Origin of the sequence: Brevibacterium renqingii, assembly GCF_017808095.1 — a bacterium.
In the GTDB taxonomy this organism is placed as follows: Bacteria; Actinomycetota; Actinomycetes; order Actinomycetales; family Brevibacteriaceae; genus Brevibacterium; species Brevibacterium renqingii.
In genome coordinates this window covers 44,625-70,211 of the sequence record NZ_JADBHG010000004.1, presented here as the reverse complement: position 1 = coordinate 70,211, position 25,587 = coordinate 44,625, and the positions used below count along the sequence as shown (strand labels likewise).

Sequence of the window (25,587 nt, the reverse complement as noted above, 5' to 3'; positions counted from 1 at the left end):
TCTCCGCGGTCAGTCTTCTCCTGCAGTCCTGTTATGTCAATCACTTCCGGAGCCGCATCCGCCGAGGTCGCGGCTTCGGGCGGCGATGCGGTCGGATTCCTGGTGGCGGGGTCGAATAGCGGAACGTTTCGGGTCACTATGTGAGGCCTGCGGGTGGGGCAGTTGGTCGCGTCTGCTGCCTGCCCGAGGCATCCCTCTACTCTTGGCTCTCCCCCTCAGTTCTGCGCAGATTGTGGGCACGCTCGATGTCCTCCTGGCGCTTCCGCTCCTTCTTATCGCTGGCCTTGGTGTCGCGCGGAGGCAGCTGGAGGTCCTCCTCGGCGGGCAGCCCGGCCTGCAGTTCGCGGCCGCGTTCGAGTTCGCTGTCGATCTCGGCACCGAAGAGCAGGATGACGTTGACGATGTACGTCCACAGCAGCAGGACGATCACCCCGCCGAGGACGCCGTAGGTCTTGTTGTAGTTGCCGAAGTTCGCGACATAGAAGAAGAACCCGGCCGAGGCGAGGACGATCACGACGATGGCGACGAAGGCGCCGAGGCTGATCCACCGGAACTTCGGCTGCTGGACGTTCGGGGTCGCATAGTAGAGAAGAGCGAGGACCAAGACGACGATGAAGGCGAGGACGAACCACTTCGCGATGCTCCACACCATGAGTGCGACCGAACCCAAGCCGATCGCGCTGCCCACAGCCTCGGCGATCGGTCCCGAGAGGACGAAGATCAGCAGCGCGATCGCCCCGAGGACGAGGATCAAAGCTGTCAGCAGGTACATCTGGAGGTTGAACTTGATGAATCCGCGTCCCTCGCGGATGTCGTGCAGGATGTTCATGGCCCTGCCGAAGGCCTTCACATACCCGGAGGCCGACCACAGGGCTGCGAGCAGACCGATGAGGAGGCCGATGCCCGGGGCCGGGGCCGAGAGGACGTTCTCGAGCGCGGGCCGGATGGACTTCCAGGCATCAGCGGGAACGACTCCCTGCACCTGGTCGAGGACGGTGGAGACCGCGGTGCTCTGTCCGACGAGGCTGAGGATCGAGACGAGGCCGAGCAGACCCGGGAAGATCGACAGCACAGTGCGATAGGTCAGCCCCGCGGCGAGGTCGGTGCATCCATCGGCGGAGAATTCGCGGATCGTCGACCTGAAGATGAACGCCCATGAGGGCTTCGTGATGTCCGCAGGCGAGTCGGGCTTCCGGTGGTCATCGGGCGGAGGGGCGTGCTCTTGCTCGATTCGAGCACTGCCCCGGGAATGCTTTGACATCGAATGCTCCTCTCGCAGGACGATTCGGGACAATTGACGAAGCTATCACCGGCTTGTGCCCCCGACAACGGACAATCACGCCTCCAGATGACTCACATATTTTCGTCGCCGAGCGTGTCAGCCGACCATGTCAGCCGGCGGCGTTCGCCTCGGCGGTGAGATGGGCGCGAGCCTCGGCGAGCATGGCCTCACGGGTCGCGATCTTCACCCGTTCGCGGCCCTCGGCCTCGCCGAGAGCTTTCTCCGCCGCCTCGAGACGGTGATAGCCGGCCCAATCGGCGTAGTCGACGCCCTTGGCCTCGAGCAGCTCGACGATCGCGTCCTCCTCCGGGTAGACGGGGTCGGTCAGCGCCCCGGCGTCCTGGTCGGCAAGGATGTGCGTGATCGTCTCCAGCGCATCACCCTTGGTGTGGCCGATGAGGCCGACGGGCCCGCGTTTGATCCATCCGGTGGTGTACACGCCGGGGATGACGTCCGCCTCGGCGGCCTGTGCCTGGGTCTTCGCGTCGACGACGCGTCCCTCGTGGTTGGGGATGACGCGCTTGGCCTCGTCGAAGGGCAGCTGCGGCAGCTGCGTGCCCGCATAGCCGACGGCGCGGTAGACGGCGTCGATGTCCCAGTCGTGGAACTGACCGGTCCCCGTGACCCCGCCGGTGCCGTCGAGTTCCTGACGTTCGGTGCGCAGACCGGTCACCCGATCCTCGCCGAGGACGGCCACCGGTGCATGCAGGAAGTGCAGGTGCAATCTCCGCTTCGCCCCGGTCTCCTCCCGCATGGCGAAGTCCGTGAGCGTCTTCGTCACCTGTTTGACCTGGTTGCTCGACTCGATGGCCTCGAGCGAACCCTGGTCGAACTCGAAGTCCTCGGGGTAGACGATGATGTCGACGTCGGCGACCTGCCCGAGCTCGCGCAGCTCGAGCGGGGTGAACTTCGCCTGGGCGGGCCCGCGCCTGCCGAAGATGTGGACGTCGGTGACGCGTGAGGACTTCAGCCCTTCGTACACGTGGTCGGGGATCTCCGTGGTGTGCAGGTCATCGGCCTGCTTCGCGAGCACCCGGGCCACGTCGAGGGCGACGTTGCCGTTGCCGAGCACGGCGACCTTCTCGGCCTCCAGCGGCCAGGTCTGGTCGACGTCGGGGTGGGCGTCGTACCAGTTGACGAAGTCCGCGGCCCCGTAGGAACCGGGCAGGTCGATGCCGGGCAGCTCGAGCGGTGCGTCGCTGAAGCAGCCGGTGGAGAAGATCACTGCATCATAGCGATCGGTGAGCTCGCCGAGGCTGATGTCGGCGCCGTATTCGACATTGGAGAACAGGCGGATGTCGCCGCGGTCGAGGACTTTGATGAGCGCGTTGATGATGCCTTTGATGCGGGGGTGGTCCGGGGCGACGCCGTAGCGGACGAGGCCGAAGGGTGAGGGCAGGCGTTCGAACAGGTCGATGCTCAAGTCGAGGTCGTGCTCGGCCTTCGTCAGCAGGTCCGCGGCGTAGATGCCGGCGGGTCCGGCGCCGATGATGGCCACGCGGAAGGGTGTTGTCGTCATGGGTGCTCCTCGGTCAGTCGTCGGTGTTCTGCGGGGGCAGTCCCGCGATGAATGGGTGGTCTTTGTCGATGACCCCGTGGGCGGCGGCCCCGCCCGGGGAGCCGATGTCGTCGAAGAAGTCGACGTTCGCGGCGTGGTAGTCCTCCCACTCCTCGGGCACATCGTCTTCGAAGAAGATCGCCTCGACGGGGCAGACGGGTTCGCAGGCGCCGCAGTCGACGCATTCGTCGGGATGGATGTACAGGGAGCGCTTGCCCTCGTAGATGCAGTCGACCGGGCACTCTTCGATGCAGGCGCGGTCCTTCACGTCCACGCAGGGCTGGGCGATGATGTAGGTCATGGGTTCCTTGCCAGTTCGGGGTGCGGTGCCGCCGCGGAGTCGAAGGCGCCGGCGGCATAGGGGCTGAGGGTGACGACGTCGCCGACGACGATGACGGCCGGCGAGCGCACACTGCGACGGGCGGCGTGGAAGGCGATGGTGCCCAGCGTCCCGATGGTCACGCGCTGGGAATCGCTGAAGCCGTCCTCGACGATCGCGACCGGGCAGTCGGGGCCGCGAGCGCCGCGGGCGAGCACCATCGCCGAATGCACGAGTGTGCCGATGCCCATGAGCACGACGACCGTGTGGTCGCGGTCGCCGCCGATCTCGGTGAGCTGGTCGTGGCCGGTGGCGACGGTGTAGGAGGTGGCCAGCCCGCGGTGAGTGAGCGGGATGCCGGCGACGGCCGGAACGGAGTTCGCGCTCGTGACTCCGGGCACGACCTGGACGTCGATCCCGGCCTCCCGGCAGGCGATGACCTCCTCTCCCCCGCGCCCGAAGACGAAGGGATCCCCGCCCTTGAGGCGGACGACGCGGCGGCCGCGCCGGGCCTCCTCGACGAGGATCTCGTTGATCCTCTCCTGCGGCACCGGGTGGTGGCCCGGCTGCTTGCCGACGTCGATGACCACCGCATCGAGGGGTGCTCCCCTCTCCTCGGTCAGCTGGTCGATGATCGAGCGCGCGCCGAGGCGGTCGGCGACGATGACGTCGGCCGCTTCCAGGGCGCGCAGACCGGTGACGGTGAGCAGGCCGAGGTCGCCGGGTCCGGCGCCGATGAGCATGACGCTGCCCGGGGCCTGTGCGAGGAAGAGGCTCATGAGAGTTCCTGTTCGGGTGTGTGGATTCCGGCGGCCAGCGTATTGCCGGTCTGCGGGTCGATGATGAGGAACGCACCGGCCGGGCCGTGCTCGCGGAAGTCCGGGACCGGCAGAGCGGCGGCGAGCTTGACCTGCGCCAGACCGATGTCGTTGCCGGCGAGCACCTCGGCGTCCTCGAGCACCGAGGTGGCCAGGTTGCGTTTCGCGTCGATGGTGACGATGGCCTTGACGCTGGTCGTTCCGGTCTTGATGAGCACGCGGTCCCCCGAACGCAGACCCTCGGCGTTGAAGGGGAACACTTCGGCGCGCAGCTGCCTGCGGGCCGGGGGCAGGGTGCCGGCGGCGGCGATGACGCTGCCGCGTGCTGTGTCGACGTCATCGGCCAGCCGCAGCGCCACCGACAGCGGGGCACCGGCGGATTCGAGCTGCCCGTCGGCGGTGTCGATGCCGACCACGGTCGACCGCACCCCCGCAGGATGGATGTCGATCTCATCGCCGAGTCGGACCCGCCCCGAGGTGATCTGTCCGGCCACGGCCCGGTAGTCGCGGAAGGCGTCCGGGTCGAGACCGGGGGCCAGTCCGCCCTGCGGTCGCAGCACCGTCTGCACGTCGAGGCGGAAGGGTTCGAGGTCGGCGGTGTCCTCCTCGGTGCTCGGCAGGGTCTCGAGGAGTTCGAGCAGCGCCGGTCCCGTGTACCAGGGGGTGTTGTCGGAGGCGGTGGCGATATTGTCCCCGGCCAGGGCGGAGATCGGGATGATGTGCGGGGTGTCGAGGCCGATCTCTGCGGCGAGGTCCTGCACCTCCTCGGCGACGGATTCGATCGCGGCCTGGTCATAGTCGAGCAGGTCGATCTTGTTGACGGCGATGATGACGTTCCGGATGCCCAGCCGGGAGACGACGGTGAGGTGGCGTCGGGTCTGTTCGGTGGGCCGGTTGCGGGCGTCGATGAGGACGACGACGGCATCGGCGGTCGTGGCGCCGGTGACCATGTTCCGGGTGTACTGCACGTGCCCGGGGCAGTCGGCGAGGATGAAGGAGCGGCGGTCGGTGGCGAAGTAGCGGTAGGCGACGTCGATCGTGATGCCCTGTTCGCGTTCGGCCCGGAGGCCGTCCGTGAGCAGCGCGAAGTCGAACTCCCCGCCGAGGAAGCCGCGTTCGGCGCTCGTGGCGGTCACGGCGGCGAGCTGGTCGGCCAGTATCGCCTTCGCGTCGTGGAGCAGACGTCCGACGAGGGTCGATTTCCCGTCGTCGACGGATCCGGCAGTGGCGAAGCGCAGGAGTGTCATCAGAAGTACCCGTCCTTCTTTCGGTCTTCCATGGCCGCGGCCGAGATCCGGTCGTCGGCGCGTGTGGCTCCGCGCTCGGTCACGGTGGTGGCGGCCACCTCGGCGAGGATGGAGTCGATGTCGCTCGCGGTCGATTCGACGGCGCCCGTGCAGCTCATATCGCCGACGGTGCGGTAGCGCACGATGCGGCGGGTGACGGTCTCGTCCTCGCGCGGGGTGGAGAATTCGCCGGTGGCCCACCACATTCCGTCACGATCGAAGACCTCGCGTTCATGGGCGAAGTAGAGTTCGGGCAGGGCGATGTCCTCCCGGGCGATGTAGCTCCACACATCGAGTTCGGTGAAGTTCGAGATGGGGAACACGCGCACATGTTCGCCGGGCAGGTGGCGGCCGTTGTAGAGGTTCCACAGCTCGGGGCGTTGGCTGCTGGGGTTCCAGCCGCCGAATTCGTCGCGCAGCGACAGGATCCGCTCCTTCGCCCGGGCCTTGTCCTCATCCCTGCGGGCCCCGCCGAACACGGCGTCGAAGCCGCCGGCGGCGATGGCGTCGAGGAGAGGCTGGGTCTGCAGGGTGTTGCGGGTGCCGTCGGGGCGTTCGCGCAGCCGGCCGTCGTCGATGTAGTCCTGGACACGGGCCACCGTGAGGTCGAGGCCGAAACGCTGCGCGGTCTCGTCGCGGAAGCGGATGATCTCCGGGAAGTTGTGGCCGGTGTCGACGTGGAGGAGGCCGAAAGGGATCTTCGCCGGCCAGAAGGCCTTCGCCGCGAGGTGGAGCACGGTCACGGAGTCCTTGCCGCCGGAGAACAGCAGCACGGGTCTCTCGAATTCGGCGGCGACCTCGCGGACGATGTGGATGGCCTCGGATTCGAGGACGTCGAGGGTCGACAGGGTGGTCCGGGTGGTCTGGTCGATGGTGGGGTCGGTGATGCTCATGTGTGGAGTCCGCATTCTGTTTTCGTCGTTCCTGACCAGCGTCCGGCGCGGGGGTCTTCGCCCTCGGCGACGGGACGGGTGCAGGGCTGGCATCCGATGGAGGGGTAGCCCTGTGACAGCAGTGGGTTGACCGGCACGTCGAAGGCTCGTGCGTAGTCGAGGAGGTCGTCAAAGGACCAGGCGGCCAGGGGGTTGACCTTGACCAGCCCGTTCTTCTGATCGAAGGTGATCAGCGGTGTGTTCGTCCGCGTCGGCGCCTCGTCCCGGCGGACGCCGGTGAACCAGAGTTCGTAGCCGGCCAGCGATCTCTGCAGGGGTGCGACCTTGCGACGGGCGCAGCACAGTCCCGGGTCGCGGGCGAAGAGGTCCTTGCCGAACTCGGCGTCCTGTTCGGCCACGGTCTGTTCGGGCAGGACGTCGACGATGGTGACGTCGACTCTGCGGGCCACCTCGTCGCGGGTGGTGTAGGTCTCCGGGAAGTGGTAGCCGGTGTCGAGGAAGAGGACATCGACGCCGGGCAGGTACTGGGCGACATAGTGCGGCAGGGCCGCGTCGGCCATCGAGCAGGCCACGGCGCAGGCGGCGGTGTCGAAGTGCTCGGACACCCAGCGGATGACGTCGGCAGGGTTGGACTCGGCTGCGCCGGCCTCCGGGGCGCCGCCGAGTTCACGGGCGCCCGCCTCGGCGAGGGTTTTGAGTTCGTCGATGGTGCGCTTGGCAGCGGTCGTGCTCATTTCAGTTCCTCCTCGTCGACGCGGTGGGCCCATTCGGAGAACGTCTCGGTCTCGGTCCGGCCGTCGAGGAATCGGCGGACGAGCTTCTCGACGTAATCGTTGAGGTCCTCGACGGTGACCTTGAGTCCGCGCACGGTGCGGCCGAGCCCGGCCTCGTCGCGATCCTGTGAGGCCAGTCCCCCGCCGACGTGGACCTGGAAGCCGGGGACCTGCTGTCCGTCGTCGGTGGTGACGATCTGACCCTTGAGGCCGATGTCGGCGGTCTGGATGCGGGCACAGGAGTTCGGGCAGCCGTTGAGGTGGAGGCTGATCGGGTGGGGCAGGTCGAGCCCGGCGAGGCGCTCCTCGAGCACGGCGACCGCGTCGGCGGCGGTCTGTTTGGTCTCGACGATCGCGAGTTTGCAGAACTCGATGCCCGTGCACGCCATCGTCGAGCGCCGGAACAGGTCCCTGCGGCTCGACAGGCCGAGCGCGTCGAGTCCGGCGACGACATCGTCGACGTCGGATTCCTCGATGTCGAGCAGGAGGATCTTCTGGTGCGGGGTGGTCCGCAGCCGGGTGGATCCGAACTTCTCGGCGAGGTCGACGACCTGGCCGAGCAGAGTGCCCGAGGCGCGTCCGGCGATGAGGCTGACGCCGATGAAGTACCGGCCGTCGGCCTGCTTGTGCACGCCCACGTGGTCGCCGGCCGTGAGCGGTTTGTCCGGGGCGGGTCCGTCGGCGAGCTTGAAACCGAGGTATTCGGTTTCGAGGATCTCGCGGAACTTCTCCGGCCCCCAGTCGGCGAGGAGGAACTTCAGGCGCGCCTTGTTGCGCAGGCGGCGGTAGCCGTAGTCGCGGAAGATCGAGGTGACGCCGAGCCAGGCGTCGACGACCTGGTCGGGGGCGACCCAGGCGCCGAGGCGTTCAGCGAAGCGCGGCACAACCGACAGGGCTCCGCCGACCCACAGGTCGTAGCCGATGCCGTGTTCGGGGTGGTCGACGGCGACGAAGGAACAGTCGTTGATCTCGTGGACGACATCCTGGCTGGGGTGGCCGGTGATCGCGGTCTTGTACTTCCGAGGCAGGTTCGACAGGCTCGGGTCGCCGATGTAGCGGCGGGAGATCTCCTCGATCGCCGGAGTCGGATCGATGAGTTCGTCAGCGGCGATACCGGCTACGGGTGAACCGAGGATGACGCGCGGGACGTCGCCGCAGGCTTCGGTCGTCTGCAGTCCGACTGCTTCGAGTCGGCGCCAGATCTCGGGGACGTTCTCGATCTCGACCCAGTGGAGTTGGATGTTCTGGCGGTCGGTGAGATCGGCGCTGCCGCGGGCGAATTCGTTCGAGATGTCCGCGATCGTGCGCAGCTGTTCGGTGGTGAGTTTTCCGCCGTCGATGCGAATCCGGAGCATGAAGTATTCGTCTTCGAGCTCATGGGGCTCGAGGGTGGCGGTGCGGCCGCCGTCGATGCCGGGTTTGCGCTGCGTGTACAGGCCCCACCAGCGGAAGCGCCCGTGCAGGTCATCAGGATCGATCGAGGAGAATCCGCCCTTCGCGTAGACCTTCTCGATGCGGTCGCGGACATTGAGCCCGTTGTCTTCGGCCTTGTCGATCTCGTTCTTGTTCAACGGTTCATGGCCGTCGACCTTCCACTGCCCATTGGACTTCTTCGGGCGCGTCGATTTCCGTGCGGCCCTGTCACCAGGGCTCTTCTTGCTCGTTTCCACCTGAGTGGACATGGTCATCTCCAAACGCTGCGGGGAACCAGTGATGAGTCACGCTACAAGACTTTAGATTGCTCAACAAATTCACGAGTTGAATGGATGTCACCGGCCGACATATGACGTCACAGAACCAGGGGCGGCGCTCTCGGGCTGGGCGGCTGGAGGCCCGCCGGCGGCAGAGGCCCCGCGGGGCGATGGGAGGAGGTGGCTGCGGGGAGGGAGTGGCGGTCAGTCGCCCAAGGCATCCAGCACGCGGTCGCGCACGATGTCGACGAGCTCCGTGGGAACCGCTTGGACTCGGGCCTCGCCCGGGTTCTGGACGGCGCAGGTCTCGGGACCCGGGGCGAGCAGGGGCGTGGAGAGGAGGCGCTGCTCGCTGCCTCCTTGCGCCGGGCCTGGGTCGGTCACGAGGGACCTGGCGAGGTCGTCGAAGAAGCCCGGCGCGAGCAGATAGTTGGCCGCGATGAGGCGGGAACCGTCCGGTCGATTCTGCTCAACAAAGCTCTTGAGCGGCACTCCCCCGCCGGCGAGGAATCCCACCGAGACAGCCCGGCCGAGTTCACTGGCGAGCAGTTCGCCCATCGCTTCGCAGAACCTGTTCGCACGCTCGTCGCTCGAGCCGGCGGCGGCGAGCACCACCTCGTCGTCCTCGCGCAGGGGCGGGAGACGGTCGGCGAGGATCTTCGCCAGTCGCGCATCGGGGCCGAGGGTCATGGCCAGGCGGACATCGCGGTCGGCGGCGCGCTCGAGGGCCTCGGCGAGGTCGACGTGGACGTGGTAGCCCGGCGAGAGCAGCAGGGGCACGAGCACCGCGGGGCAGTCGGACGGCAGTCGGTCGATCACCTCGTCGACATCGGGCTGCTGCACATCGACGTGGCCGAGCACGACTTCGTCGACGAATCCCCGTTCACGCAGGTCGTCAGCGACCGCGGCGGCGAGCGCCTCGATGAGAGCCTGGCCCTGGGCCGATGAGGTCCCGTGGGAGATGAGCCCGAGCGAGGGCAGACCGGATGCAGACCTCCCTGTCGAGGACGAGCCCGCCACGGCAGGGGCGGGCGAGCCGGGGGATGAATGGACCGTCACCACGCCCACCCTTCCGCTGATTGTTCAACTGTTTTCTCGATCGTGCCGATGCGGTTCATGTCGATTGCATCCATCCGATCAGGCTATCCGAATCCGAACGTCTGGCCTAAACCCGCAGCCACCCGGGCACTTTGGGCGTTCGATGTCATTTTTCGACGCAAAGCGTCCGAGTTCGTCAGGAGCCCCTGCCGCATGGCATTCTGCTCAACAGTTTGGATAGTGTGTGCATTCTCAGTGTCTCTCCGAAAGGCAAGCACATGCGTCAGCTCATCGTCCTCGGCTTCGTCGGCCTCCTCGCCCAGCTCATCGACGGATCGCTGGGTATGGCCTACGGGGTGACCTCGACGACTCTGCTGCTCGCGGCGGGTACGGCGCCGGCGGCCGCCTCGGCGGCGGTGCACTTGTCCGAATTGGGGACGACACTGGTCTCCGGCATCTCGCACCACCGGTTCGGCAACGTCGACTGGCGGACGGTGAGCATCCTCGCGGGACCGGGATTCATCGGAGCTCTCATCGGTTCGACCGTTCTGGCCAATCTCAACGGTGAGGCCGTGACGCCGTGGGTCTCGGGCATTCTGCTCGCCCTCGGCGTCTATGTCATCTGGCGGTTCCTCGCCCTCGGCGGGCGGCGTCCGACCTTGCGAACACGGCCGAGCGCCGGGATGCTCGTGCCCGTGGGCTTCGTCGGCGGGGCGCTCGACGCCATCGGCGGAGGCGGCTGGGGTCCGATCGGGACCACGTCTCTGCTGTCATCGGGTCGTCTGGAACCGCGCAAGGTCATCGGTTCGGTCGACACGAGCGAGTTCCTCGTCGCCGTCGGCGGATCCTTGGGATTCCTCATCGCCCTCGGCTCGCAGGGCATCGAATGGACCATCGTGGCTGCTCTGCTCATCGGCGGAGTGATCGCCGCACCGTTCGCCGCATGGCTGGTGAAGCTCCTGCCCGCGCGTGTCCTCGCGATCGCCGCCGGAGGCATCATCATCCTCACGAACGCCCGCGCCATCCTGCTCGCCCTGGGCACGCAGCCGACTGCGGTATGGCTGGTCCTCGGGACCTTGGCAGTCGCATGGGTCGCGTTGCTGGCCCGTGTCGTCCGCCTCGAGCGCCGGGTCTCGGCTGCTCGCGCGGCCGAGGACGCGACTAGCTCGGTTTCAGTCGGCAGGTGAGGCTCCCGGCGGTGAAGGCTCGCGAGCACCCGGCGCTCGTTCAACGGCCAGTCAGCTTTTCGCGGTTGCCTCGTCGCGAAAACCGGATTGGACGTTGAATGAGGGGTTCCCCGGACACGAACGGACCCAAGCGCCCTCCCGACGCCTCGCGGCCGCGTCGCGCCGCCTCGGCGACGTCAGCGCTGCTTGTACGCCTTCCGCGCGGCGATCACGCCGATGAGGGAGAGCAGCGACAGTGCAGCGTAGTAGAAGCCGGGCACGGTCAGCTCGCCGGTGGCGCTGAGCAGGGCGGTGAGGATGAGCGGGGCGAAGCCGCCGAAGATCGCCACGCCGAGGCTGTAGGCGATCGTCATGCCCGAGCTGCGCACCTGGACGGGGAACAGCTCCGAGAGAAGGGCGGGCATCGGCCCGAAGTAGAAGACCATGAACAGGCCGACGATTGCCTCGCACAGGGTGAGGACGCTGATCGAGGGGTTGGACGTGAGCAGGATGAACATCGGCCAGGCGACGATGACGCCGACGATGGTGGTCGGGATCATCACGGTCGTCGGGCCCACCCTGTCGGCGAGCTTCCCGGCGAACGGGGAGCCGACGAGGGTGATGACGCCGGCGACGACGGCGCCGGGGAACGCCGCCCAGGGTTCGAGGCCGAGGTTGTCGACAGCGAACTGCGGCAGGAAGGTGATGAGGTAGACCGAGATCGTGGCCATGGCGATGATGAGGAACGCCGAGAGCAGGCGTCCGAAGTGCTGGCCGAGCAGGGTGCGCAGCGGGCTGTCGGTCTTCTCGGCGGCCTGGAACTCAGGGGTGTCGTCCATCTTCGAGCGGATGTACCAGCCGACGGGGCCGATGAGCAGGCCGATGGCGAAGGCCACGCGCCAGCCCCACGAGTGCAGGGCGTCCTCGCTCAATGCCGAACTGAAGATCCAGGAGACTCCGGCGGCCATGGCCATCGAGATGCCCTGAGTCGCGGTCTGGAAGGAGGCGTAGAAGGCCTTGCCGTGCTTCGCGTTCTCGGTGAGGAAGGCCGTCGCCGAACCGAATTCGCCGCCGGCGGAGATGCCCTGGATGATGCGGGCGATGATGAGGATGATCGCCGCCCAGATGCCGAGCACCGATTCCCCGGGCAGCACGACGATGATGAATACGCCGAGGGTCATCAGGCCGATCGTCAGCGACAGCGCGGATTTGCGGCCGTGCTTGTCGGCGTAGCGGCCGATGATGACGGCCCCGAGGGGACGGACGACGAAGGTGATCGCGAAGGTCGCCCAGGTCATCAGCTGTGCGGACAGACCCTCCCCCGGGTAGAAGACCGCGGTGATGGACGTCGCCATGAAGCCGAAGAGGATGATGTCGTACCATTCGAGGGCATTGCCCAATCCGGCCGCGACGACGGCCTTCCTCACCCGTGCCCTGTCCGCACTCGATTCCACAGCCGATGCACTCATGGCCTACCTCTACATCTCTTCAGGGATGCATGCGCCTTTGCTCGCCATCCGGGGTTGATGCGGCCCGCAGGCGCGCTCATCTATCAGCTGCTGAGTCTAATCTGCGGGCGTTCGAACGCAATGGTCCGTCTCACTGGGTGGCGTCGGTTCAGGCCCCCGCCGAGGCGGCCCCCACGCACAGCATGAGACCGATGACCGCGACGAGGGCCATGCCGATCATCGACCCGGCCATCACCCACAGGCGGACCTTTCCCGGGCGAATGGCGAATCGGGAGATGAGCAGGACGAGGTAGAGCGCAGCTGCCACCGCGATCGTGGTGATCGCATACCCGATCGCAGGTCCCCCGGAGGAGATGACTGCGGCCAGGACGCCCGCGATCACGACGAGGAACAGCGCGCCGGCCACGATCCAGATCGTGCCGGACGAGCTGCGCAGCGCAGGCTGGTCGCTGATGCGGTTCGAGTCGATCGGCTCCCGTGAACTGTTGTCCATACCTTCCGAATGTACCGAGCGGACACGGGTGCGGCTAGGGCGCGTCGAGCCTCAGATGGCGTCTCCGCACAGCTCACCTCCAGTCGTGGGGCGCCGGCTGCCTGCGGCTCGGCAGCGAATTGTTTCGGCTCCATTCGATCAGCCAGTCCGGCAGCTCCAGATCCTCCGGTGGGGCACCGAAGACCTCGACCATGTCGTCTCGCGTGATCGTGCCGCTCTTCGCGGTCAAGCGCGTGCCGACATAGGCGCGAGCGAAGATCTCATCGTCGACGACGATGCGGTGCTCGAAGAAGACGGTGCGTCCGTCGGCTCCGATGAGCCTGGTGTCGATGTCATAGCGGTGTCCGAGTCTGAGGGACTTTCGGAAGCTGATCGTCTCCGCGCTGACGACCCCGCTCCAGCCTTTGGCCTGCAGAGTCTTCCAGACCCCGCTGCGGACCATCATGTCGAGGCGCCCGAGGTCCATGATCGAGAAGTACATGCCGTTGTTGACGTGCCCGAAGATGTCGATCTCCGTCGGCAGCACCCGCAGCGACAGGCGAGAGGCGTCCCACAGTCCCTGACAAGGACGCCGGCGGGACTTGAGCAGCTGGAGGATCATCCGAGAGAAGTGCATACCGACATGTTACTCACAAGTAGGCTATTATTCGCCCCGTTCCTTCGCTTCCTTGTTGAAAGCCTGGTACTCCCGAATGACATCGAGGGCCGGGCCGTCGGCGCGAAGCTCGCCCTTCTCGATCCACAGCGCCCGATTGCACGTGTCCTTGATCGTACGCATCGAGTGTGAGACGAGGAAGACGGTGCCCGCGTTCTCGCGGATCGAGCGGATCCGCCCCTCCGAACGGTCACGGAACTTCTTGTCGCCGACGTTGAGCGCCTCGTCGACGATGAGGATCTCATGCTGGACCGAGGTCGCGATCGCGAACTTCAGCCGCTGGGACATCCCCGAGGAGTACGTGCGCATGGGCAGGTCGATGAAGTCCTCGAGCCCCGTGAACTCGACGATATCGTCGAACTTCTCCTCCACCTGCGAACGGGTGAGCCCCAGGGCGAGGGACCCGATCATGATGTTGCGGGCGCCCGAGAGATCCGGGATGAGCGCAGCCCCGACACCGAGGAGGTTCGGACGGGACTTCGCATAGATCGCGCCCTCCGAGGTCGGGGTCAGCCCCGTGATCGAGCGCATGAGCGTGGACTTGCCGGAACCGTTGGTGCCGATGACCCCGATGGACTCGTTGCGGTGGGCGACGAAGCTCACGCCTTTGAGTGCGTGGACCTCCTGGATGCCCCGCTGGCGTTTGAGCATGCCGCCTCCCCCGCCGAGCTTGAGCTTCTTGCCCGTGGCCAGGGTCTTGTAGCGGACGTGGACGCCATCGCAGATGACGACGGGCTCGTCGGTGGAGGCTGCCGCAGTGTTGGCTGGCTCGGACCGGCTTCCAGTGTCGTTGAAGATGGCGCCGAAACTGAGATCGTCATGTTCATTCATCGCGACCGTACCTTTCCTCGGCCTGCCAGAAGAAGATGAAGCCGAAGATGAAGATTCCGAAGGCCCAGATGGCCAGGTGCCAGAAGTAGTCGTAGGGGACGACACCGTCCTTCATGAGGATGCCGCGGGCGATGGAGAGCACGTTGTTGATCGGCTGCCAGTCGGCGAAGGGCTGCAGGCTCGGGTTGATCTTCTCGACCATGGTCTTGAGCTCGAAGAAGACGCCCGAGGTGTAGAAGATCATGCGGGAGATGAACGGAGTGACCTGCGAGAGGTCACGGAAATGGACCGTGACGCGGGCGAAGATGAACGCCACACCCTGGTTGAAGACCCAGAACAGGAAGAACAGGGGGATGAAGAGGAACCAGTCCCAGTCCGGCCTGCCGCCCCACATCATCGCCAACAGCGCCATGAAGATGAAGGTGGGGATGAAGTTGAGCAGATTCTGGAACACGATGGCGATCGGCAGAACGATGCGCGGGAACGGCAGGGATTGGACGAGCGATGCGTTGTTGATGATCGACTTCGCACCGCCGTTCATCGAGGTGTTGAAGAACTCGAGGACGAAGACGCCGATGACGACGAAGGGGGCGAAGTCCGGCGGGCGAGCGGTCGCACCCTGCATGATGACGCCGAAGACCGTGCCGTAGATGAGGGCGGAGAACGAAGGGCGCAGCAGCACCCAGAGCATACCGAGACGGTTGCGTTCGTTCTCGGACTGCATCCGATACTTCGCCAACGTATAAGTGAAGTCGCTGCGGCTGATCAGCTGTTTGACGTACTGGGGCAAAGACGGCCGTCCACCCACTCTGTCGAGTCCGTGCTCGGCAGCAAGCTTGGCCATATCCATGAACAGAAGATTCTCTCGTCGGCGACTGGGGATAGAACAGATGAAAAGTCTACGTGATGAGACTAGCGCAGACTCACAGTCGGCTGTGAGCCTTGAAGTCGAACTCCGGGTCGTCCAACTGAGCCCTCGTCGGGATGTGGTTACCGCCGAGTACCCGTCGGGCGGCGGCCTGCATGGGCGGCCAGTTATACGTCTCGACGCCGATGAGCTGCGACTCCGGTTCGGTGCCGTCGAAGTGGAAGACCTGGAACTTCTTCTCGCTCGCATCGCCTCTGATGATCGTGTCGGTGGCATCGGGGCTGGTCAGGCCCGCCGTGAACACCTTCTCGGGGCCTTGGAAGCTCCAGTGCCACGGCACGTCAGACCACGCTCTCGGTGCCGTCTCGGCTGGGTTTTCGTCGGTCTTCGTGGGGGCGACGGCGCCGGAAGTCGGGGTCTTGTCCGAGGTGGTGGTGAGGAGGTCGGCGAGGAACTTTCCGTGGCTTTCGGCCACCGGTTCGCAGGCCCACGGATGGTCGAGGGCATAGGGTCCAGCAGTGACGATCGCACAGTCCCCAGCGGCGAAGATGCCGGGATGGGATGTTGCCAAGCTCTCATTCACCTCCCACGCCTCGGCGGGCCGATCGCCGTCGATCGGAATGAGCCGGGGCCGGGCTCCGACGCTGGTGATGAACAGATCGTGAATATTTCCGTCGATGTCATCCGGGCTCGAGGTGTGGGTGACGAATTGCACGCCTGCGGCCTTGTGCGCGTCGAACAGGGCCTGCCGGACGGGTGCGGACAGCTGCTTGCGCAGCGGCTCGTCCCCGCGCAGGTAGACCGTGGCCTTATACCCTGCCGCGACCGCCGAGGTGGCGACCTCCATCCCGAGGTAACCGGAGCCGAGCACTCCGACGTTGAGCGGCTGCGTGGCCTCCTCGACCCGGGCGAGGATCCATTCGGCATCGGCGAGGTCGTAGACCGGCAGCGCCTCCGGGTAGTCCGGGATCTTCGGCCGGTTCGCCTCCATCCCCGTGGCGAGGATGCAGTGGGTGAAGTCGATCGACTCCCCCGAGGCCAGGTGGACGGTGCCGACGGTGTCGTGGTGGTCTTCCAGGCGCTGCGGGTGTCGCTGGGTCTCGGCGGTGTAGCGGGACTCGGCGGCCGCCTCGGCGAGGGTGATCTCCTCTGCCCAGTCACGGACGAACGTGATGTGTTCGGTCGACTCGAGCCGGTAGGGCAGGTGGTGGCGGGAGGTGTCGAAGAGGTGCTTCGACAGCGGCGGCCGCTCGCAGGTGTCTCCGGCCTGCGGGTCGATGACGGTGACCGCCTGACCGCGTTCGTTCAGTTCCCGGGCCGCTGTGGTTCCGGCCAGCCCTGCGCCGATGATGACGATCCGCTTGCTCATGTCTCCCATGCTAGCCCTCGGGCCGGGACGGGACAGGGCGCCCGGTTCGACCAGAGGACTGATCGTGCCGGGCGCCCTGTCGCCGCAGGCGTCTGCGGGCTCAGAGCTCCGTGGTCTGAGTGCCGCCGCCCGGGCGGCCTCCGGTGATCTTGGACTTGACCATCCGGAACAGGCCGGTGGCCTTCCCGCCGGGCAGACCCCAGTGCTGTGCGGAGTCCGTGACGACCTTGACGAGCCCGAGGTTCGGATCCTTGCGGTCATCGAACCATGCCTTGGCCGAATCGGACCACAGCTCATCGATCTTCGCCTGGTCGTCGACGAATTCGACGCGACCGGCCACGGAGAGCCAATTGCCCGCCTCGGCGACGCTGATGTTGACCTCGGGGTTCGTCCGCAGCGCCTTCGCCTGATCTCCGTCGAGGGCGAGGAAGAACCAGACGTCGGCGTCCTCGGCGACCTGCTGAGGGGCCATCGGGTGGGCGAGGATCTTCCCGTCGGCCAGTGCGGTGGCGAGCATGACGGAATCGCTGCCGCGCAGGATCTTCACGACATCGGCCTGACCGAGTTCGTCCGTCGCCGCCTCACCTGCGGGCTTCTGCCGGTCATTGCCGGGGGCCTGGCCGCCTTCGGTGTCGTCGCTGGGGGCGGCGTTGCCGGCGGCGGTGTCGTTACTGGCGGAGGTGCTGCCGGTTGCGGAGGCGGCAGCCGCAGTGCTCGCGGCACCGCCTCCTGCCGTACTGGCGACAGCAGTTCCCATGCCGGGAGCGCTGTCGACGTCGTCGGTCTCGTTCGTCGTGCCGACCGCAGCGCCCATACCCGGTGCAACAGCGGGACGGGAATCCTCGTTCGCCCCGTTGTCGGAACCGGAGGTGTGGCCGACTGCGGCACCGGCTCCAGGAGCGACGGCAGGACGGGACTTCTCATGGTCCCCTTCGTCGGCGCCGGAGGTGCTGCCGATTGCGGCACCGGCACCTGGCGCGACGGCCGACGGCGCGCTGTCGGCGGGGGTGCTGCTGGCGACTCCGGATTCCTTGGAGCCTGAGCCCGGGGTCACCTCGGCGGCGTTCGATTCATCGATCGCGGTGTGCGATCCATCGGGGTTGCGATGCAGTGTCACACCTTCTTCCTCGGCGGTCTGCTGGGCGCGTTCTTCAACGTTGTGCTCGGTGTATCCGACTCTGGCGTGAGATTCCATGTTCGACGTGCCGCCCAGCGGCTCCGTCGTCTCGTCCAGCTTGGCTGCGACGTCGCGTGCCTTCTCCTCAGCAGCGGACTCGTCACTCTTGTCTCTGTTGACCATGACCATTTCCCTTCGCAGACGGTTCCTGGCACTTCAGTCGTTCGCACGAGCCGTAGCCGGCGAGCGCATGGACGACTGTACGGTCATTCTCACACGCCATTCCGATGGGCAACAGTCCCCTTGGAGCGGGGTCGCGCGGGTGCGGTCGGAGGGGTTGCGCAGGCTCTTCGAGGGCTCCGTCGCTGGCCCGGGACGGGTGCGGACAGCGCAGCTGCGTGCCTACACTGGGGCCATGGATGAAGAAACCACCGTCACCGTCAACGACATTCCCGAAGGTGCCGCGATCATCGACGTCCGTGAGGACGACGAGTGGGAGGCCGGGCACATCGAAGGCGCGTACCACGTACCGCTGGGCGAGCTGCCCACCCGCCTCGACGATCTCCCCCTCGATGACGACATGTACGTCATCTGCCGCACCGGCGGACGCTCGAACCGCGCCGTGGCCTGGCTGAACCAGAACGGCTTCGACGCCTTCGACGTCCAGGGCGGAATGGGCTCCTGGAACCTCGACAACGGCAAGCCCATCGTCTCCGAGACCGGCGAGGAGCCCTGGGTGAAGTGAGGGAACTGGGTGAAGTGAGGGGCTAGGGCCCCTGAACGGGACTGTCCGCGGAAGATCCGCCCATTTCGCCCACCTGAGCGCCCGACAGTCGAGGGCTGATACGCCCGCACCGAAACAGTGGTCACGTTCGGATACTTTCCTCGCTGGAAAGTATCCGAACGTGACCACTGTTTGAGGATGAGGCGCCTCTCTCCGCCTGCCAGCGCCTCACGCCGGTTCTCCTCGGCGGGACCCGTCACTGCTCCGGAACAGCCGCCTCGGCGGGGTCCGCCACTGCTCCGGAACAGCCTCCTCGGCGGGACCCGTCACTGCTCCGGAACAGCCGCCTCGGCGGGACCCGTCACTGCTCCGGATCGGCCTCCTCGGCGGGGTCCGGGATCTCATCAGGTCGGTACTTCGGCAGTCGGGAGGCCGGCAGGGCTGCGACCAGGCTGATTCCGGCGAGGACGAGGAAGCCGAGTTTGAGCGTGCGCAGACGCTGCTCCGAATTGAGTTCGACCGCGTGCTCGATCTGCTCGGGTGTCGCCGTCGTGGTCTCGAGAGCCTCACGCAGCTCGTCGTTGCCGATGAAGTTCGCGTTGTCGAGATCGACCTGCGCCACGAGCTCCTCCGGCAGCTCCGGATGGTCCTCGACGGCGCCGAGGATCCCTGTCGACAGCACTGTGACCAGCAGCGCACCCATGACGGCGGTGCCCACCGCCGAGGCGAGGTTCTGGGCGGTGCCGCGGATCGATCCGACATCGCCGGCCAGATGCTTCGGCGCGGCCGTGACCAGCACATTGAACACCAAGGTCACGAGCGCGCCCTGACCGATGCCGAAGACGATGAGCCCGAGGATCGTCGGCAGCGTCTCCCAGTTGTTCGTCACCACGAGCGCCAGCCAGACGAGTGCGAGGGTCGTCAGCCCGAACGAGAACAGCGCGATGGTGCGCGGGGCGTAGCGCTTGTAGAAGCGGACGATGAGGGTGGCGGTGACGAAGACCGTGAGGTTGAACGGCAGCATCGCCAATGACGTGTCGAAGGGCGTGCGCCCCTGGACGACCTGGATGTAGGTCGGGACGGTGAAGTTGACCGCCGCCTCCATCGCGACGATGACGAACATCGCATACACCGCGGCGCGTTCGCTCGATCGGCCGAGCACGCTGATGTCGACCAGCGGCACCTTGCCCCCGGCGATCCTGCGCTTCGTCCACATGAAGAACAGCTGGACGAACACGACCCCGACGACGATGAACACCGGTGCCGGCGAGAGCCCGGCGAGGGCGAAGGGAGCCCCGTCCTCGGCGCGCACGATGCCCCAGGCGTTGAGGTTGTTGAACCCCATCGTCAGCAGCACCACGGCGAGGCCGATGAGCACCGAGGCGACCAGGTCGATCCGGATCGACGGATTCCCCTTGTCCGATCTCAGCGTGAAGGTGAGTGCGAAGACGATGGCGGCCAGGCCGAGGGTGATGATGAAGATCGGCCGCCACCCGACGAAGGTGCCCAGGGTGCCGCCGATGAGGAAGGCGCTCATCCCCGAGAAGGCGCGCGCCGAACCGAGGGAGCCGACCGCCGCCGCCTGCTGGGCGCCGCGGTAGTTCTCCGCGATGAGCGCCACCAGCGCCGGGACGATGATCGCGGCGGCGGCCCCGGCGAGCAGCTGACCGGCGATGACCCATGTGACGGTGCGGGAGAAGATCATCAGCAGCGAGGAGGCCGCGAAGACCACGAGCACCATCCGGAAGATGAGCACCCAGCCGATCCGCTGGCCCAGCTTCGCGCCGGTCATCACGAGGGCGGCCACCGCGAGTCCGTAGACGACGATGGTCGACGAGGCGACCGTGGGCGGCACCCCGAAGTCCTCGACCATGCCGCCCAATGAGATCGGCAGAGCGGCGACGTTGAATGACATGAGGACCTGGGCGAGGAAGAGCCCGATCATCGGCGCCCAGGAACGGCGCTCCTCGATCTCGTCGTGCGGTGCGGTCTCGGTGCTCATCGGTGTCCTTTCCGTGTGCGTTCGACTATTCCGTTCATCTCGCCGAGGCGGCTCGAAGCGTGGCCCTCCCCTATCTGTCTGCGACGGCGTTCGATGCGAAGAGGTTCATGCCCAGGACGCGGGAGATGTGGAAGCAGGCTCGCTGACCGCGCACGCTGTTGCCGGCGGAGTCCAACCTCGGCGAGAAGGTGCCCAGCGCGCCCTTGCCCGGAGCGATGGCGACGATTCCCCCGGCTACGCCGGATTTCGCGGGCAGGCCGATCTCGAACAGCCACTCGCCGCTGTTCTCGTACATTCCGCACGAGGCGAGCAGGGCCAGGGTGTCGCGGGCGACCTCGGCCGAGACGACACGTCGACGGGTCAGCGGGTTGATTCCGCCATCGGCGAGGGTCGCTCCCATCACTGCGAGGTCGTGCGCGGTCACCGACAGCGAGCACTGCCGGGTGTAGATGTCGACGGTGTCGAGCGGGTCGGTGATGATGCGCCCGTAGCTCTCCAGCAGCCGAGCCAGCGCCTTGTTGCGCTGGTTCGTCTGCATCTCCGATTCATAGACCCGCCCGTCGAGGCTCAGCTGCCGACCGGCGAAGAGAGACAGCCCTGATCGGATGTTCTCCCACTTCTCCGCCGGGGTCGAGCCGGGCATGAGCGCGGTCGTTGCGATGGCTCCGGCATTGACCATCGAGTTCAGCGGTTTGCCGCCGTTGAGTTCGATGGCCATCACCGAGTTGAACGGCAGTCCCGTGTTGTTCACGCCCACGCGTTCGTGGACGAGTTCGGTGCTGCGGGCCTGACAGACGAGCGCGAAAACGAAGGCCTTCGAGATCGATTGGATGGAGAATCCGATGTCCGCCTCACCGATCTCATGCACGGTCCCGGCCGATTCGATGAGGCTGAGGCCGAACCAGTTCGGGTCTGCCTCGGCGAGGATGGGGATGTAGTCGGCGACCTCACCGTCGTCGAGCCCGCGGTAGCGCTGATGGATGTCGGCCAGCGTCGCGTCGATGAAGCCGTCGGAGGGAAGTTCACCGGTGAACGCTCGCTGTCTGATCGATTCCTCGTCGGCACCGACCATGTCTGAGCTCCTCGTCCCGTTCGAGTGGGGCAGGCCTCTCGGCGCCTGTCCGCAGAGTGATTTCACTCTATAACAGGGTTTTCCTCCTGCACAGGATTCTGACCAGGGATGATCGGAGAAATCTCCGGACAGCGAACCGGTTCGGGTGAACCGTGCACCGGGGCCTTGATCCCGCGCCGCGATGGGTCTAGCGTCGAGACCACGGATCGCACCATCCCTTGATCACCCGACCCCGCAGCGCACGGGGTGACGATGGTCATCTTTCGAAAGCCTCCGAAAGGAGTGGCAACCCATGAGCGACGAGAAGAAGCACCTGCCCGACGGTGCGACAGGAGAGGACCACGACGAGGAGAAGGAGATAGATTCCTCCTCCGTCAGTGTGGACTCCGAGACAGAAGCCGAAGGCAGTTCACAGACTCCCGAGGAGAAGCTCGAGCGCATTGCCGCAGAGCACGATGTGCCGGTGGACCGGGACCCCAAGGAGGCCCAAGCCGCAGGCGAAGGCGCTTCTTCCTCCTCCGACGATGATGACCGCGATGTGCGCGGCGGAGACACGAAGGAGGACGAGGACACCAGTTCGGAGCCGCCGGACTGAGCAGTCCCTGCGCAGGCGGGATGCCTCTCTCGGCGAGCGCGCCTCCCGAATCGGGGAATCTCGCCCGCACGCACTCGACGCGTCCACCATGCAAGAACTACGTGGACACAACTGTGCCGGGTCGTGGGGATTTGGCAAGGTAGGAACATGACTACTCGCGCCGGCCAGCTGGCCCAGGATCGGGATCTCGTGGACATCCCCGCGCTTCTCGACTCCTATCACGATCTCGTTCCCGACCCGTCCGTGCCCTCTCAGGCCGTGAGCTTCGGCACCTCAGGGCACCGCGGATCGAGCTTCAACCGCTCCTTCAACGAGGCGCACATCGCGGCCATCACCGCCGCCATCGTCGACTTCCGAAGGGACAAGGGAATCCGCGGGCCGATCTTCCTCGGCCGCGACACCCACGCCCTGAGTGAGCCCGCGTTCCTCACCGTCCTCGAGGTCCTCGCCGCCGCCGAGGTGCCCGCGCTCATCGACGATCGCGACGGCTTCACCCCGACCCCGGCCGTCTCGCACGCAATCCTCGGATACAACGCCGGGATGTCCCGCACGGACGCGCAGGCCGACGGCATCATCGTCACCCCCAGCCACAACCCGCCCACCGACGGCGGCATCAAATACAACCCTCCACACGGAGGACCGGCCGGCACCGAGACCACGACCTGGATCGCCGAACGCGCCAACGCCTACCTCGTCGACGGCTGGGAGAAGATTCCCCGCACCGCCTTCCAACGAGCCTTCCACCTGGAGAACACCGAGAACTTCGACTACGTCTCGAACTACGTCGACGGCCTCGAATCCGTCATCGACCTCGACGTCATCCGCTCCTCCGGACTGAAGATCGGTGCCGATCCGCTCGGCGGAGCCAGCGTCGACTACTGGGCGGCCATCGCCGAGGACTACGACCTCAACCTCACCGTCGTCCACCCGGACGTCGATCCCACCTGGTCGTTCATGACCTTGGACTGGGACGAGAACATCCGTATGGACTGCTCCTCGCCGTACGCGATGGCAGGCCTCATCGCCTCCCGCGACGACTTCGACATCGCCACGGGCAATGACGCCGACGCGGACCGGCACGGCATCGTCACCCCGGATGCGGGGCTGATGAACCCCAACCACTACCTGGCCGCCGCCATCGACTACCTGCTCGGCTCCCGCACGGACTGGCCGAGCGATGCCGGAATCGGCAAGACTCTGGTCACCTCGTCGATCGTCGATCGCATCGTGGCCGCCCACGATCGCTCGCTGGTCGAGGTTCCCGTCGGCTTCAAGTGGTTCGTCCCCGGTCTGCTCGACTCAACCTTGGCCTTCGGCGGCGAAGAATCGGCCGGTGCCTCGTTCCTCCGCCGAGACGGCAAGGCGTGGTCGACGGACAAGGACGGCATCATCCTCGCTCTGCTCGCCGCCGAGATGACGGCGAAGACCGGGCAGACGCCCTCGCAGCGCTATGCGGGCCTGGCCGCAAACTACGGCACGAGCGTCTACGCCCGTCAGGACGCTCCGGCCACGCGGGAGCAGAAGGCGAAGCTCGCCGCCCTCGACTCCTCCCAGGTGAGCGCGAAGACCGTCGGCGGAGAACCGGTCACGGCGGTGCTCACCTCGGCGCCGGGGAACAACGCACCCATCGGCGGCCTCAAGGTCGCCACGGACAACGCCTGGTTCGCTGTGCGTCCCTCGGGCACGGAAGACGTCTACAAGATCTACGCCGAGTCCCTGCGCGACGAGGACCACCTGCGCACCGTCCAGCACGATGCCCGGACTCTGGTCGACGGCGTGCTGGGGTAGCTGCTCCGTTCCACTGCCGAGCCTCGACGGCACCTGGCCGGTCGTGTCGAACACCACTGACGGTGCCTGACCGATCGTGCGCACGACGCTGTGAACTCAGCCCTGGTAGTCCTGGTTCTGCGGGGGCAGGGCCGCCACGGCAGGATGGTCCCGGCCTGTGTTGCCGAGCTTCGCAGCGCCGCCGGGTGAGCCCAGCTCGTCGAAGAACTCGACGTTGTAGCTGTAATAGGCCTCCCATTCATCCGGGACGTCGTCTTCGTAGAAGATCGCCTCGACCGGGCACACCGGTTCGCAGGCACCGCAGTCGATGCATTCGTCCGGATGGATGTAGAGGCTGCGTTCGCCCTCGTAGATGCAGTCGACCGGGCATTCGTCGACACAGGCCTTGTCCTTGACGTCCACGCACGGCTGCGCGATCACATAGGTCATGCGTTCCTACCGCCTTCCTTCAGGTCGTACGGGCTCTCCGGCGACCTCCGCGGTCCCGATTCCGGACTCGATTTCCAGATTCCAGGGTCAGTGCCCACCATAGGCAAGAACGGCGCGGGCGCATATGATCCCGATCATGTTCGACACACTCGGCTGACGTCGGCCTGGTGCAGTCAGCTCGTGGCGATGTCGTGCAGCATCGCCGGATCCACGATCGACGTCCACTGCCGTCCGAAATCGACTGCTCCGGCCGCGCGCAGTCGTGCCAGCGCGCGACTGGCGGACTCCGGCGTGATCCGGGCGATGGCACCGAGATCAGCGCGGCTGAGGGGAATGGACAGCTCGATCCTTCCCTGTGCCGGACGGCCCAGCTTCTCCGACAGGTTCAGCAGCACGGCGGCCACGCGCTTGTCCGCACTGCCCACGGAGAGCTGCTCGAGCGCTTGGTAGGACTGTTCGAGACGCTCGGCGAGTTCATCGAATGCCGCCATGGCGACTTTCGGGTGACGTTCCAGGACACCGCGGACGACGCGGACGGGAATGCCGATGATGCACGAATCGACCATGACCGCAGCGGTCTCCCCACAGTGCTCAGTGCGGGTGAGAGTCCCGAAGCTGTCTCCCGGCCCGAGCACCGACACGACGGCCTCGTCCCCATGGGGAGACGGCCGCAGGAGCTTGACCGCGCCCGAGGCGACGATGAAGAGAGAAGCAGCGCGCTCACCCGCCCGGTAGACCCGTTCGCCTGCGACGTAGCCGGGAGCACTGACCCGTCCCTCAAGCTCGAGGAGCTCATCCACGGGCAGGGCCGCGAAGAGGGGTGCCTTGGTCAGAGCCTCGAGACGAGTCGAGTGCTGGCACGCGGACGGGGCAGCCGAACACGGTGACAGCGGCGAAAGCGGAAGCGGGAGGTGGTCGGGCATGGTGTCCTCATCCTTTCCTTTCGCTGCCGCAGAGACTCTGCCTTCGGAACGCCAACATTACTCCGTCCGCCTCAGCGCGGACTCCGCCACCGCTGCAGAACGCGGATACAACGATCACATATCGCTGCGTCATCGGAATCGTCGCATCCGCTGCCGATCCTGGGCGCCGGGCGGCATCAGCAGCGCAATCGACTTGGCGTCACCACCACCGGATTCGCAAGCAGGTTCTGCTGCCCTCAACTGTTCGCTCGTGCACGAGCAGCAGCCGTCGCCGCATGACTGCAACAGAATCGTCGTCGAGCTGTGACCGGCTCCGAGTCGCTATTCAGGCGGCGTTGTCATCGGCTCATACTCGGTCACGATACTGATCTGCGACAGACACCATGCCGCCTTGCGGCGGCAGCAGAAGAGCAGAAGGGATCGACACA

At 66.4% G+C, this 25,587-nt stretch carries 24 protein-coding genes; 4 read left to right on the top strand and 20 right to left on the bottom strand.

Going from position 1 to position 25,587, the window contains the following annotated elements; all coding sequences use genetic code 11:
- Nucleotides 1–196: 196 nt before the first annotated feature.
- From IIE29_RS09400 to IIE29_RS09360, 9 genes are all read right to left on the bottom strand, one after another.
- On the bottom strand, nt 197–1,261 hold the full coding sequence (locus IIE29_RS09400) for a YihY/virulence factor BrkB family protein (RefSeq protein ID WP_209324995.1): 1,065 nt from the start codon (nt 1,259–1,261) through the stop codon (nt 197–199).
- Between the two features lie 130 nt (nt 1,262–1,391).
- On the bottom strand, nt 1,392–2,801 hold the full coding sequence (locus IIE29_RS09395; RefSeq protein WP_209324994.1) for an FAD-dependent oxidoreductase: 1,410 nt from the start codon (nt 2,799–2,801) through the stop codon (nt 1,392–1,394).
- Nucleotides 2,802–2,814: 13 nt separating this feature from the next.
- Nucleotides 2,815–3,141: a ferredoxin gene (gene fdxA, locus IIE29_RS09390; RefSeq protein WP_209324993.1), complete on the bottom strand. Its 327-nt coding sequence runs from the start codon at nt 3,139–3,141 to the stop codon at nt 2,815–2,817.
- Nucleotides 3,138–3,938, bottom strand: a complete 801-nt coding sequence (gene cobA / locus IIE29_RS09385; RefSeq protein WP_209324992.1) for a uroporphyrinogen-III C-methyltransferase — start codon at nt 3,936–3,938, stop codon at nt 3,138–3,140. The genes fdxA (IIE29_RS09390) and cobA overlap by 4 nt, the downstream gene beginning before the upstream one ends.
- Nucleotides 3,935–5,224 carry a sulfate adenylyltransferase subunit 1 gene (locus IIE29_RS09380; RefSeq protein WP_209324991.1) on the bottom strand — a complete coding sequence of 430 codons (1,290 nt, stop codon included), beginning with the start codon at nt 5,222–5,224 and terminating at the stop codon, nt 3,935–3,937. Before IIE29_RS09380 ends, cobA begins: the two co-directional genes overlap by 4 nt.
- Nucleotides 5,224–6,156, bottom strand: a complete 933-nt coding sequence (gene cysD, locus IIE29_RS09375) for a sulfate adenylyltransferase subunit CysD (RefSeq protein WP_209324990.1) — start codon at nt 6,154–6,156, stop codon at nt 5,224–5,226. The genes IIE29_RS09380 and cysD overlap by 1 nt, the downstream gene beginning before the upstream one ends.
- Nucleotides 6,153–6,890: a phosphoadenylyl-sulfate reductase gene (locus IIE29_RS09370; RefSeq protein ID WP_209324989.1), complete on the bottom strand. Its 738-nt coding sequence runs from the start codon at nt 6,888–6,890 to the stop codon at nt 6,153–6,155. Before IIE29_RS09370 ends, cysD begins: the two co-directional genes overlap by 4 nt.
- Nucleotides 6,887–8,611, bottom strand: a complete 1,725-nt coding sequence (locus IIE29_RS09365) for a nitrite/sulfite reductase (protein WP_209324988.1) — start codon at nt 8,609–8,611, stop codon at nt 6,887–6,889. The genes IIE29_RS09370 and IIE29_RS09365 overlap by 4 nt, the downstream gene beginning before the upstream one ends.
- A 213-nt stretch (nt 8,612–8,824) precedes the next feature.
- Nucleotides 8,825–9,679: a sirohydrochlorin chelatase gene (locus tag IIE29_RS09360; RefSeq protein ID WP_343071859.1), complete on the bottom strand. Its 855-nt coding sequence runs from the start codon at nt 9,677–9,679 to the stop codon at nt 8,825–8,827.
- Between the two features lie 257 nt (nt 9,680–9,936).
- Between IIE29_RS09360 and IIE29_RS09355 the strand changes: the two genes are divergently transcribed.
- Nucleotides 9,937–10,845, top strand: a complete 909-nt coding sequence (locus IIE29_RS09355) for a sulfite exporter TauE/SafE family protein (protein WP_209324987.1) — start codon at nt 9,937–9,939, stop codon at nt 10,843–10,845.
- Nucleotides 10,846–11,021: 176 nt separating this feature from the next.
- Here IIE29_RS09355 and IIE29_RS09350 read toward each other — a convergent pair whose 3' ends face one another.
- The 7 genes from IIE29_RS09350 to IIE29_RS17040 all read right to left on the bottom strand — a co-directional run bounded on the left by IIE29_RS09350 (nt 11,022) and on the right by IIE29_RS17040 (nt 17,809).
- The gene (locus IIE29_RS09350) at nt 11,022–12,293 is read right to left on the bottom strand and encodes an MFS transporter (protein ID WP_209324986.1); all 1,272 of its coding nucleotides are present in this window, start codon (nt 12,291–12,293) and stop codon (nt 11,022–11,024) included.
- 148 nt (nt 12,294–12,441) lie between these two features.
- Entirely contained in the window at nt 12,442–12,786 is a 345-nt protein-coding gene (locus IIE29_RS09345; protein WP_209324985.1) for a hypothetical protein, read from the bottom strand.
- 73 nt (nt 12,787–12,859) lie between these two features.
- Nucleotides 12,860–13,402, bottom strand: a complete 543-nt coding sequence (locus IIE29_RS09340) for an acyl-CoA thioesterase (protein WP_209324984.1) — start codon at nt 13,400–13,402, stop codon at nt 12,860–12,862.
- A 27-nt stretch (nt 13,403–13,429) separates the two neighbouring features.
- Nucleotides 13,430–14,272, bottom strand: coding sequence for an ABC transporter ATP-binding protein (locus IIE29_RS09335; RefSeq protein WP_209324983.1), 843 nt, complete (start codon nt 14,270–14,272; stop codon nt 13,430–13,432).
- The gene (locus tag IIE29_RS09330; RefSeq protein WP_246475860.1) at nt 14,265–15,116 is read right to left on the bottom strand and encodes an ABC transporter permease; all 852 of its coding nucleotides are present in this window, start codon (nt 15,114–15,116) and stop codon (nt 14,265–14,267) included. The genes IIE29_RS09335 and IIE29_RS09330 overlap by 8 nt, the downstream gene beginning before the upstream one ends.
- Nucleotides 15,117–15,195: 79 nt before the next feature.
- Nucleotides 15,196–16,509: an FAD-dependent oxidoreductase gene (locus IIE29_RS09325; protein WP_209324981.1), complete on the bottom strand. Its 1,314-nt coding sequence runs from the start codon at nt 16,507–16,509 to the stop codon at nt 15,196–15,198.
- A 100-nt stretch (nt 16,510–16,609) separates the two neighbouring features.
- Nucleotides 16,610–17,809 (bottom strand): pyridoxamine 5'-phosphate oxidase family protein, encoded by a 1,200-nt coding sequence (locus IIE29_RS17040; protein ID WP_281389120.1) that lies wholly within the window; start codon nt 17,807–17,809, stop codon nt 16,610–16,612.
- A 232-nt stretch (nt 17,810–18,041) separates the two neighbouring features.
- Here IIE29_RS17040 and IIE29_RS09315 point away from each other — a divergent pair, with 232 nt between their 5' ends.
- Complete coding sequence (locus IIE29_RS09315; RefSeq protein ID WP_209324980.1) at nt 18,042–18,371, top strand: rhodanese-like domain-containing protein; 330 nt, start codon at nt 18,042–18,044, stop codon at nt 18,369–18,371.
- A 340-nt stretch (nt 18,372–18,711) separates the two neighbouring features.
- Here the strand turns inward: IIE29_RS09315 and IIE29_RS09310 are convergent, their stop codons facing one another.
- Complete coding sequence (locus IIE29_RS09310; protein WP_246475859.1) at nt 18,712–20,352, bottom strand: MFS transporter; 1,641 nt, start codon at nt 20,350–20,352, stop codon at nt 18,712–18,714.
- Between the two features lie 70 nt (nt 20,353–20,422).
- Complete coding sequence (glsA, locus tag IIE29_RS09305; protein WP_209324979.1) at nt 20,423–21,424, bottom strand: glutaminase A; 1,002 nt, start codon at nt 21,422–21,424, stop codon at nt 20,423–20,425.
- Nucleotides 21,425–21,716: 292 nt separating this feature from the next.
- On the opposite strand from glsA, the gene IIE29_RS09300 reads away from it, so the two are divergent.
- Together IIE29_RS09300 and pgm are read left to right on the top strand one after the other, a co-directional pair.
- Entirely contained in the window at nt 21,717–22,019 is a 303-nt protein-coding gene (locus IIE29_RS09300) for a hypothetical protein (RefSeq protein ID WP_209324978.1), read from the top strand.
- Nucleotides 22,020–22,166: 147 nt separating this feature from the next.
- Nucleotides 22,167–23,807 (top strand): phosphoglucomutase (alpha-D-glucose-1,6-bisphosphate-dependent), encoded by a 1,641-nt coding sequence (gene pgm / locus IIE29_RS09295; RefSeq protein WP_209324977.1) that lies wholly within the window; start codon nt 22,167–22,169, stop codon nt 23,805–23,807.
- Between the two features lie 96 nt (nt 23,808–23,903).
- On the opposite strand, the gene fdxA (IIE29_RS09290) is transcribed toward pgm, so the two are convergent.
- Both fdxA (IIE29_RS09290) and IIE29_RS09285 read right to left on the bottom strand, forming a co-directional pair.
- Nucleotides 23,904–24,236, bottom strand: a complete 333-nt coding sequence (gene fdxA, locus IIE29_RS09290; protein WP_209324976.1) for a ferredoxin — start codon at nt 24,234–24,236, stop codon at nt 23,904–23,906.
- Nucleotides 24,237–24,409: 173 nt separating this feature from the next.
- Nucleotides 24,410–25,159 (bottom strand): Crp/Fnr family transcriptional regulator, encoded by a 750-nt coding sequence (locus tag IIE29_RS09285; RefSeq protein WP_209324975.1) that lies wholly within the window; start codon nt 25,157–25,159, stop codon nt 24,410–24,412.
- Between the last annotated feature and the right edge of the window lie 428 nt (nt 25,160–25,587).

Excerpts from the sequence above, each read along its gene's own strand:
- cobA (WP_209324992.1), bottom strand. The coding sequence starts at position 3,938 with ATGAGCCTCTTCCTCGCACAGGCCCCGGGCAGCGTCATGCTCATCGGC.
- IIE29_RS09310 (WP_246475859.1), bottom strand. The coding sequence starts at position 20,352 with ATGAGCACCGAGACCGCACCGCACGACGAGATCGAGGAGCGCCGTTCC.
- glsA (WP_209324979.1), bottom strand. The coding sequence starts at position 21,424 with ATGGTCGGTGCCGACGAGGAATCGATCAGACAGCGAGCGTTCACCGGT.
- IIE29_RS09330 (WP_246475860.1), bottom strand. The coding sequence starts at position 15,116 with ATGGCCAAGCTTGCTGCCGAGCACGGACTCGACAGAGTGGGTGGACGG.
- IIE29_RS09365 (WP_209324988.1), bottom strand. The coding sequence starts at position 8,611 with ATGTCCACTCAGGTGGAAACGAGCAAGAAGAGCCCTGGTGACAGGGCC.
- fdxA (WP_209324976.1), bottom strand. The coding sequence starts at position 24,236 with ATGACCTATGTGATCGCGCAGCCGTGCGTGGACGTCAAGGACAAGGCC.
- IIE29_RS09400 (WP_209324995.1), bottom strand. The coding sequence starts at position 1,261 with ATGTCAAAGCATTCCCGGGGCAGTGCTCGAATCGAGCAAGAGCACGCC.
- fdxA (WP_209324993.1), bottom strand. The coding sequence starts at position 3,141 with ATGACCTACATCATCGCCCAGCCCTGCGTGGACGTGAAGGACCGCGCC.
- IIE29_RS09340 (WP_209324984.1), bottom strand. The coding sequence starts at position 13,402 with ATGCACTTCTCTCGGATGATCCTCCAGCTGCTCAAGTCCCGCCGGCGT.
- IIE29_RS09380 (WP_209324991.1), bottom strand. The coding sequence starts at position 5,224 with ATGACACTCCTGCGCTTCGCCACTGCCGGATCCGTCGACGACGGGAAA.
- IIE29_RS09285 (WP_209324975.1), bottom strand. The coding sequence starts at position 25,159 with ATGCCCGACCACCTCCCGCTTCCGCTTTCGCCGCTGTCACCGTGTTCG.
- IIE29_RS09345 (WP_209324985.1), bottom strand. The coding sequence starts at position 12,786 with ATGGACAACAGTTCACGGGAGCCGATCGACTCGAACCGCATCAGCGAC.
- IIE29_RS09370 (WP_209324989.1), bottom strand. The coding sequence starts at position 6,890 with ATGAGCACGACCGCTGCCAAGCGCACCATCGACGAACTCAAAACCCTC.
- IIE29_RS09335 (WP_209324983.1), bottom strand. The coding sequence starts at position 14,272 with ATGAATGAACATGACGATCTCAGTTTCGGCGCCATCTTCAACGACACT.
- IIE29_RS09350 (WP_209324986.1), bottom strand. The coding sequence starts at position 12,293 with ATGAGTGCATCGGCTGTGGAATCGAGTGCGGACAGGGCACGGGTGAGG.
- IIE29_RS09355 (WP_209324987.1), top strand. The coding sequence starts at position 9,937 with ATGCGTCAGCTCATCGTCCTCGGCTTCGTCGGCCTCCTCGCCCAGCTC.
- IIE29_RS09395 (WP_209324994.1), bottom strand. The coding sequence starts at position 2,801 with ATGACGACAACACCCTTCCGCGTGGCCATCATCGGCGCCGGACCCGCC.
- IIE29_RS17040 (WP_281389120.1), bottom strand. The coding sequence starts at position 17,809 with ATGGTCAACAGAGACAAGAGTGACGAGTCCGCTGCTGAGGAGAAGGCA.
- cysD (WP_209324990.1), bottom strand. The coding sequence starts at position 6,156 with ATGAGCATCACCGACCCCACCATCGACCAGACCACCCGGACCACCCTG.
- pgm (WP_209324977.1), top strand. The coding sequence starts at position 22,167 with ATGACTACTCGCGCCGGCCAGCTGGCCCAGGATCGGGATCTCGTGGAC.
- IIE29_RS09300 (WP_209324978.1), top strand. The coding sequence starts at position 21,717 with ATGAGCGACGAGAAGAAGCACCTGCCCGACGGTGCGACAGGAGAGGAC.
- IIE29_RS09325 (WP_209324981.1), bottom strand. The coding sequence starts at position 16,509 with ATGAGCAAGCGGATCGTCATCATCGGCGCAGGGCTGGCCGGAACCACA.
- IIE29_RS09315 (WP_209324980.1), top strand. The coding sequence starts at position 18,042 with ATGGATGAAGAAACCACCGTCACCGTCAACGACATTCCCGAAGGTGCC.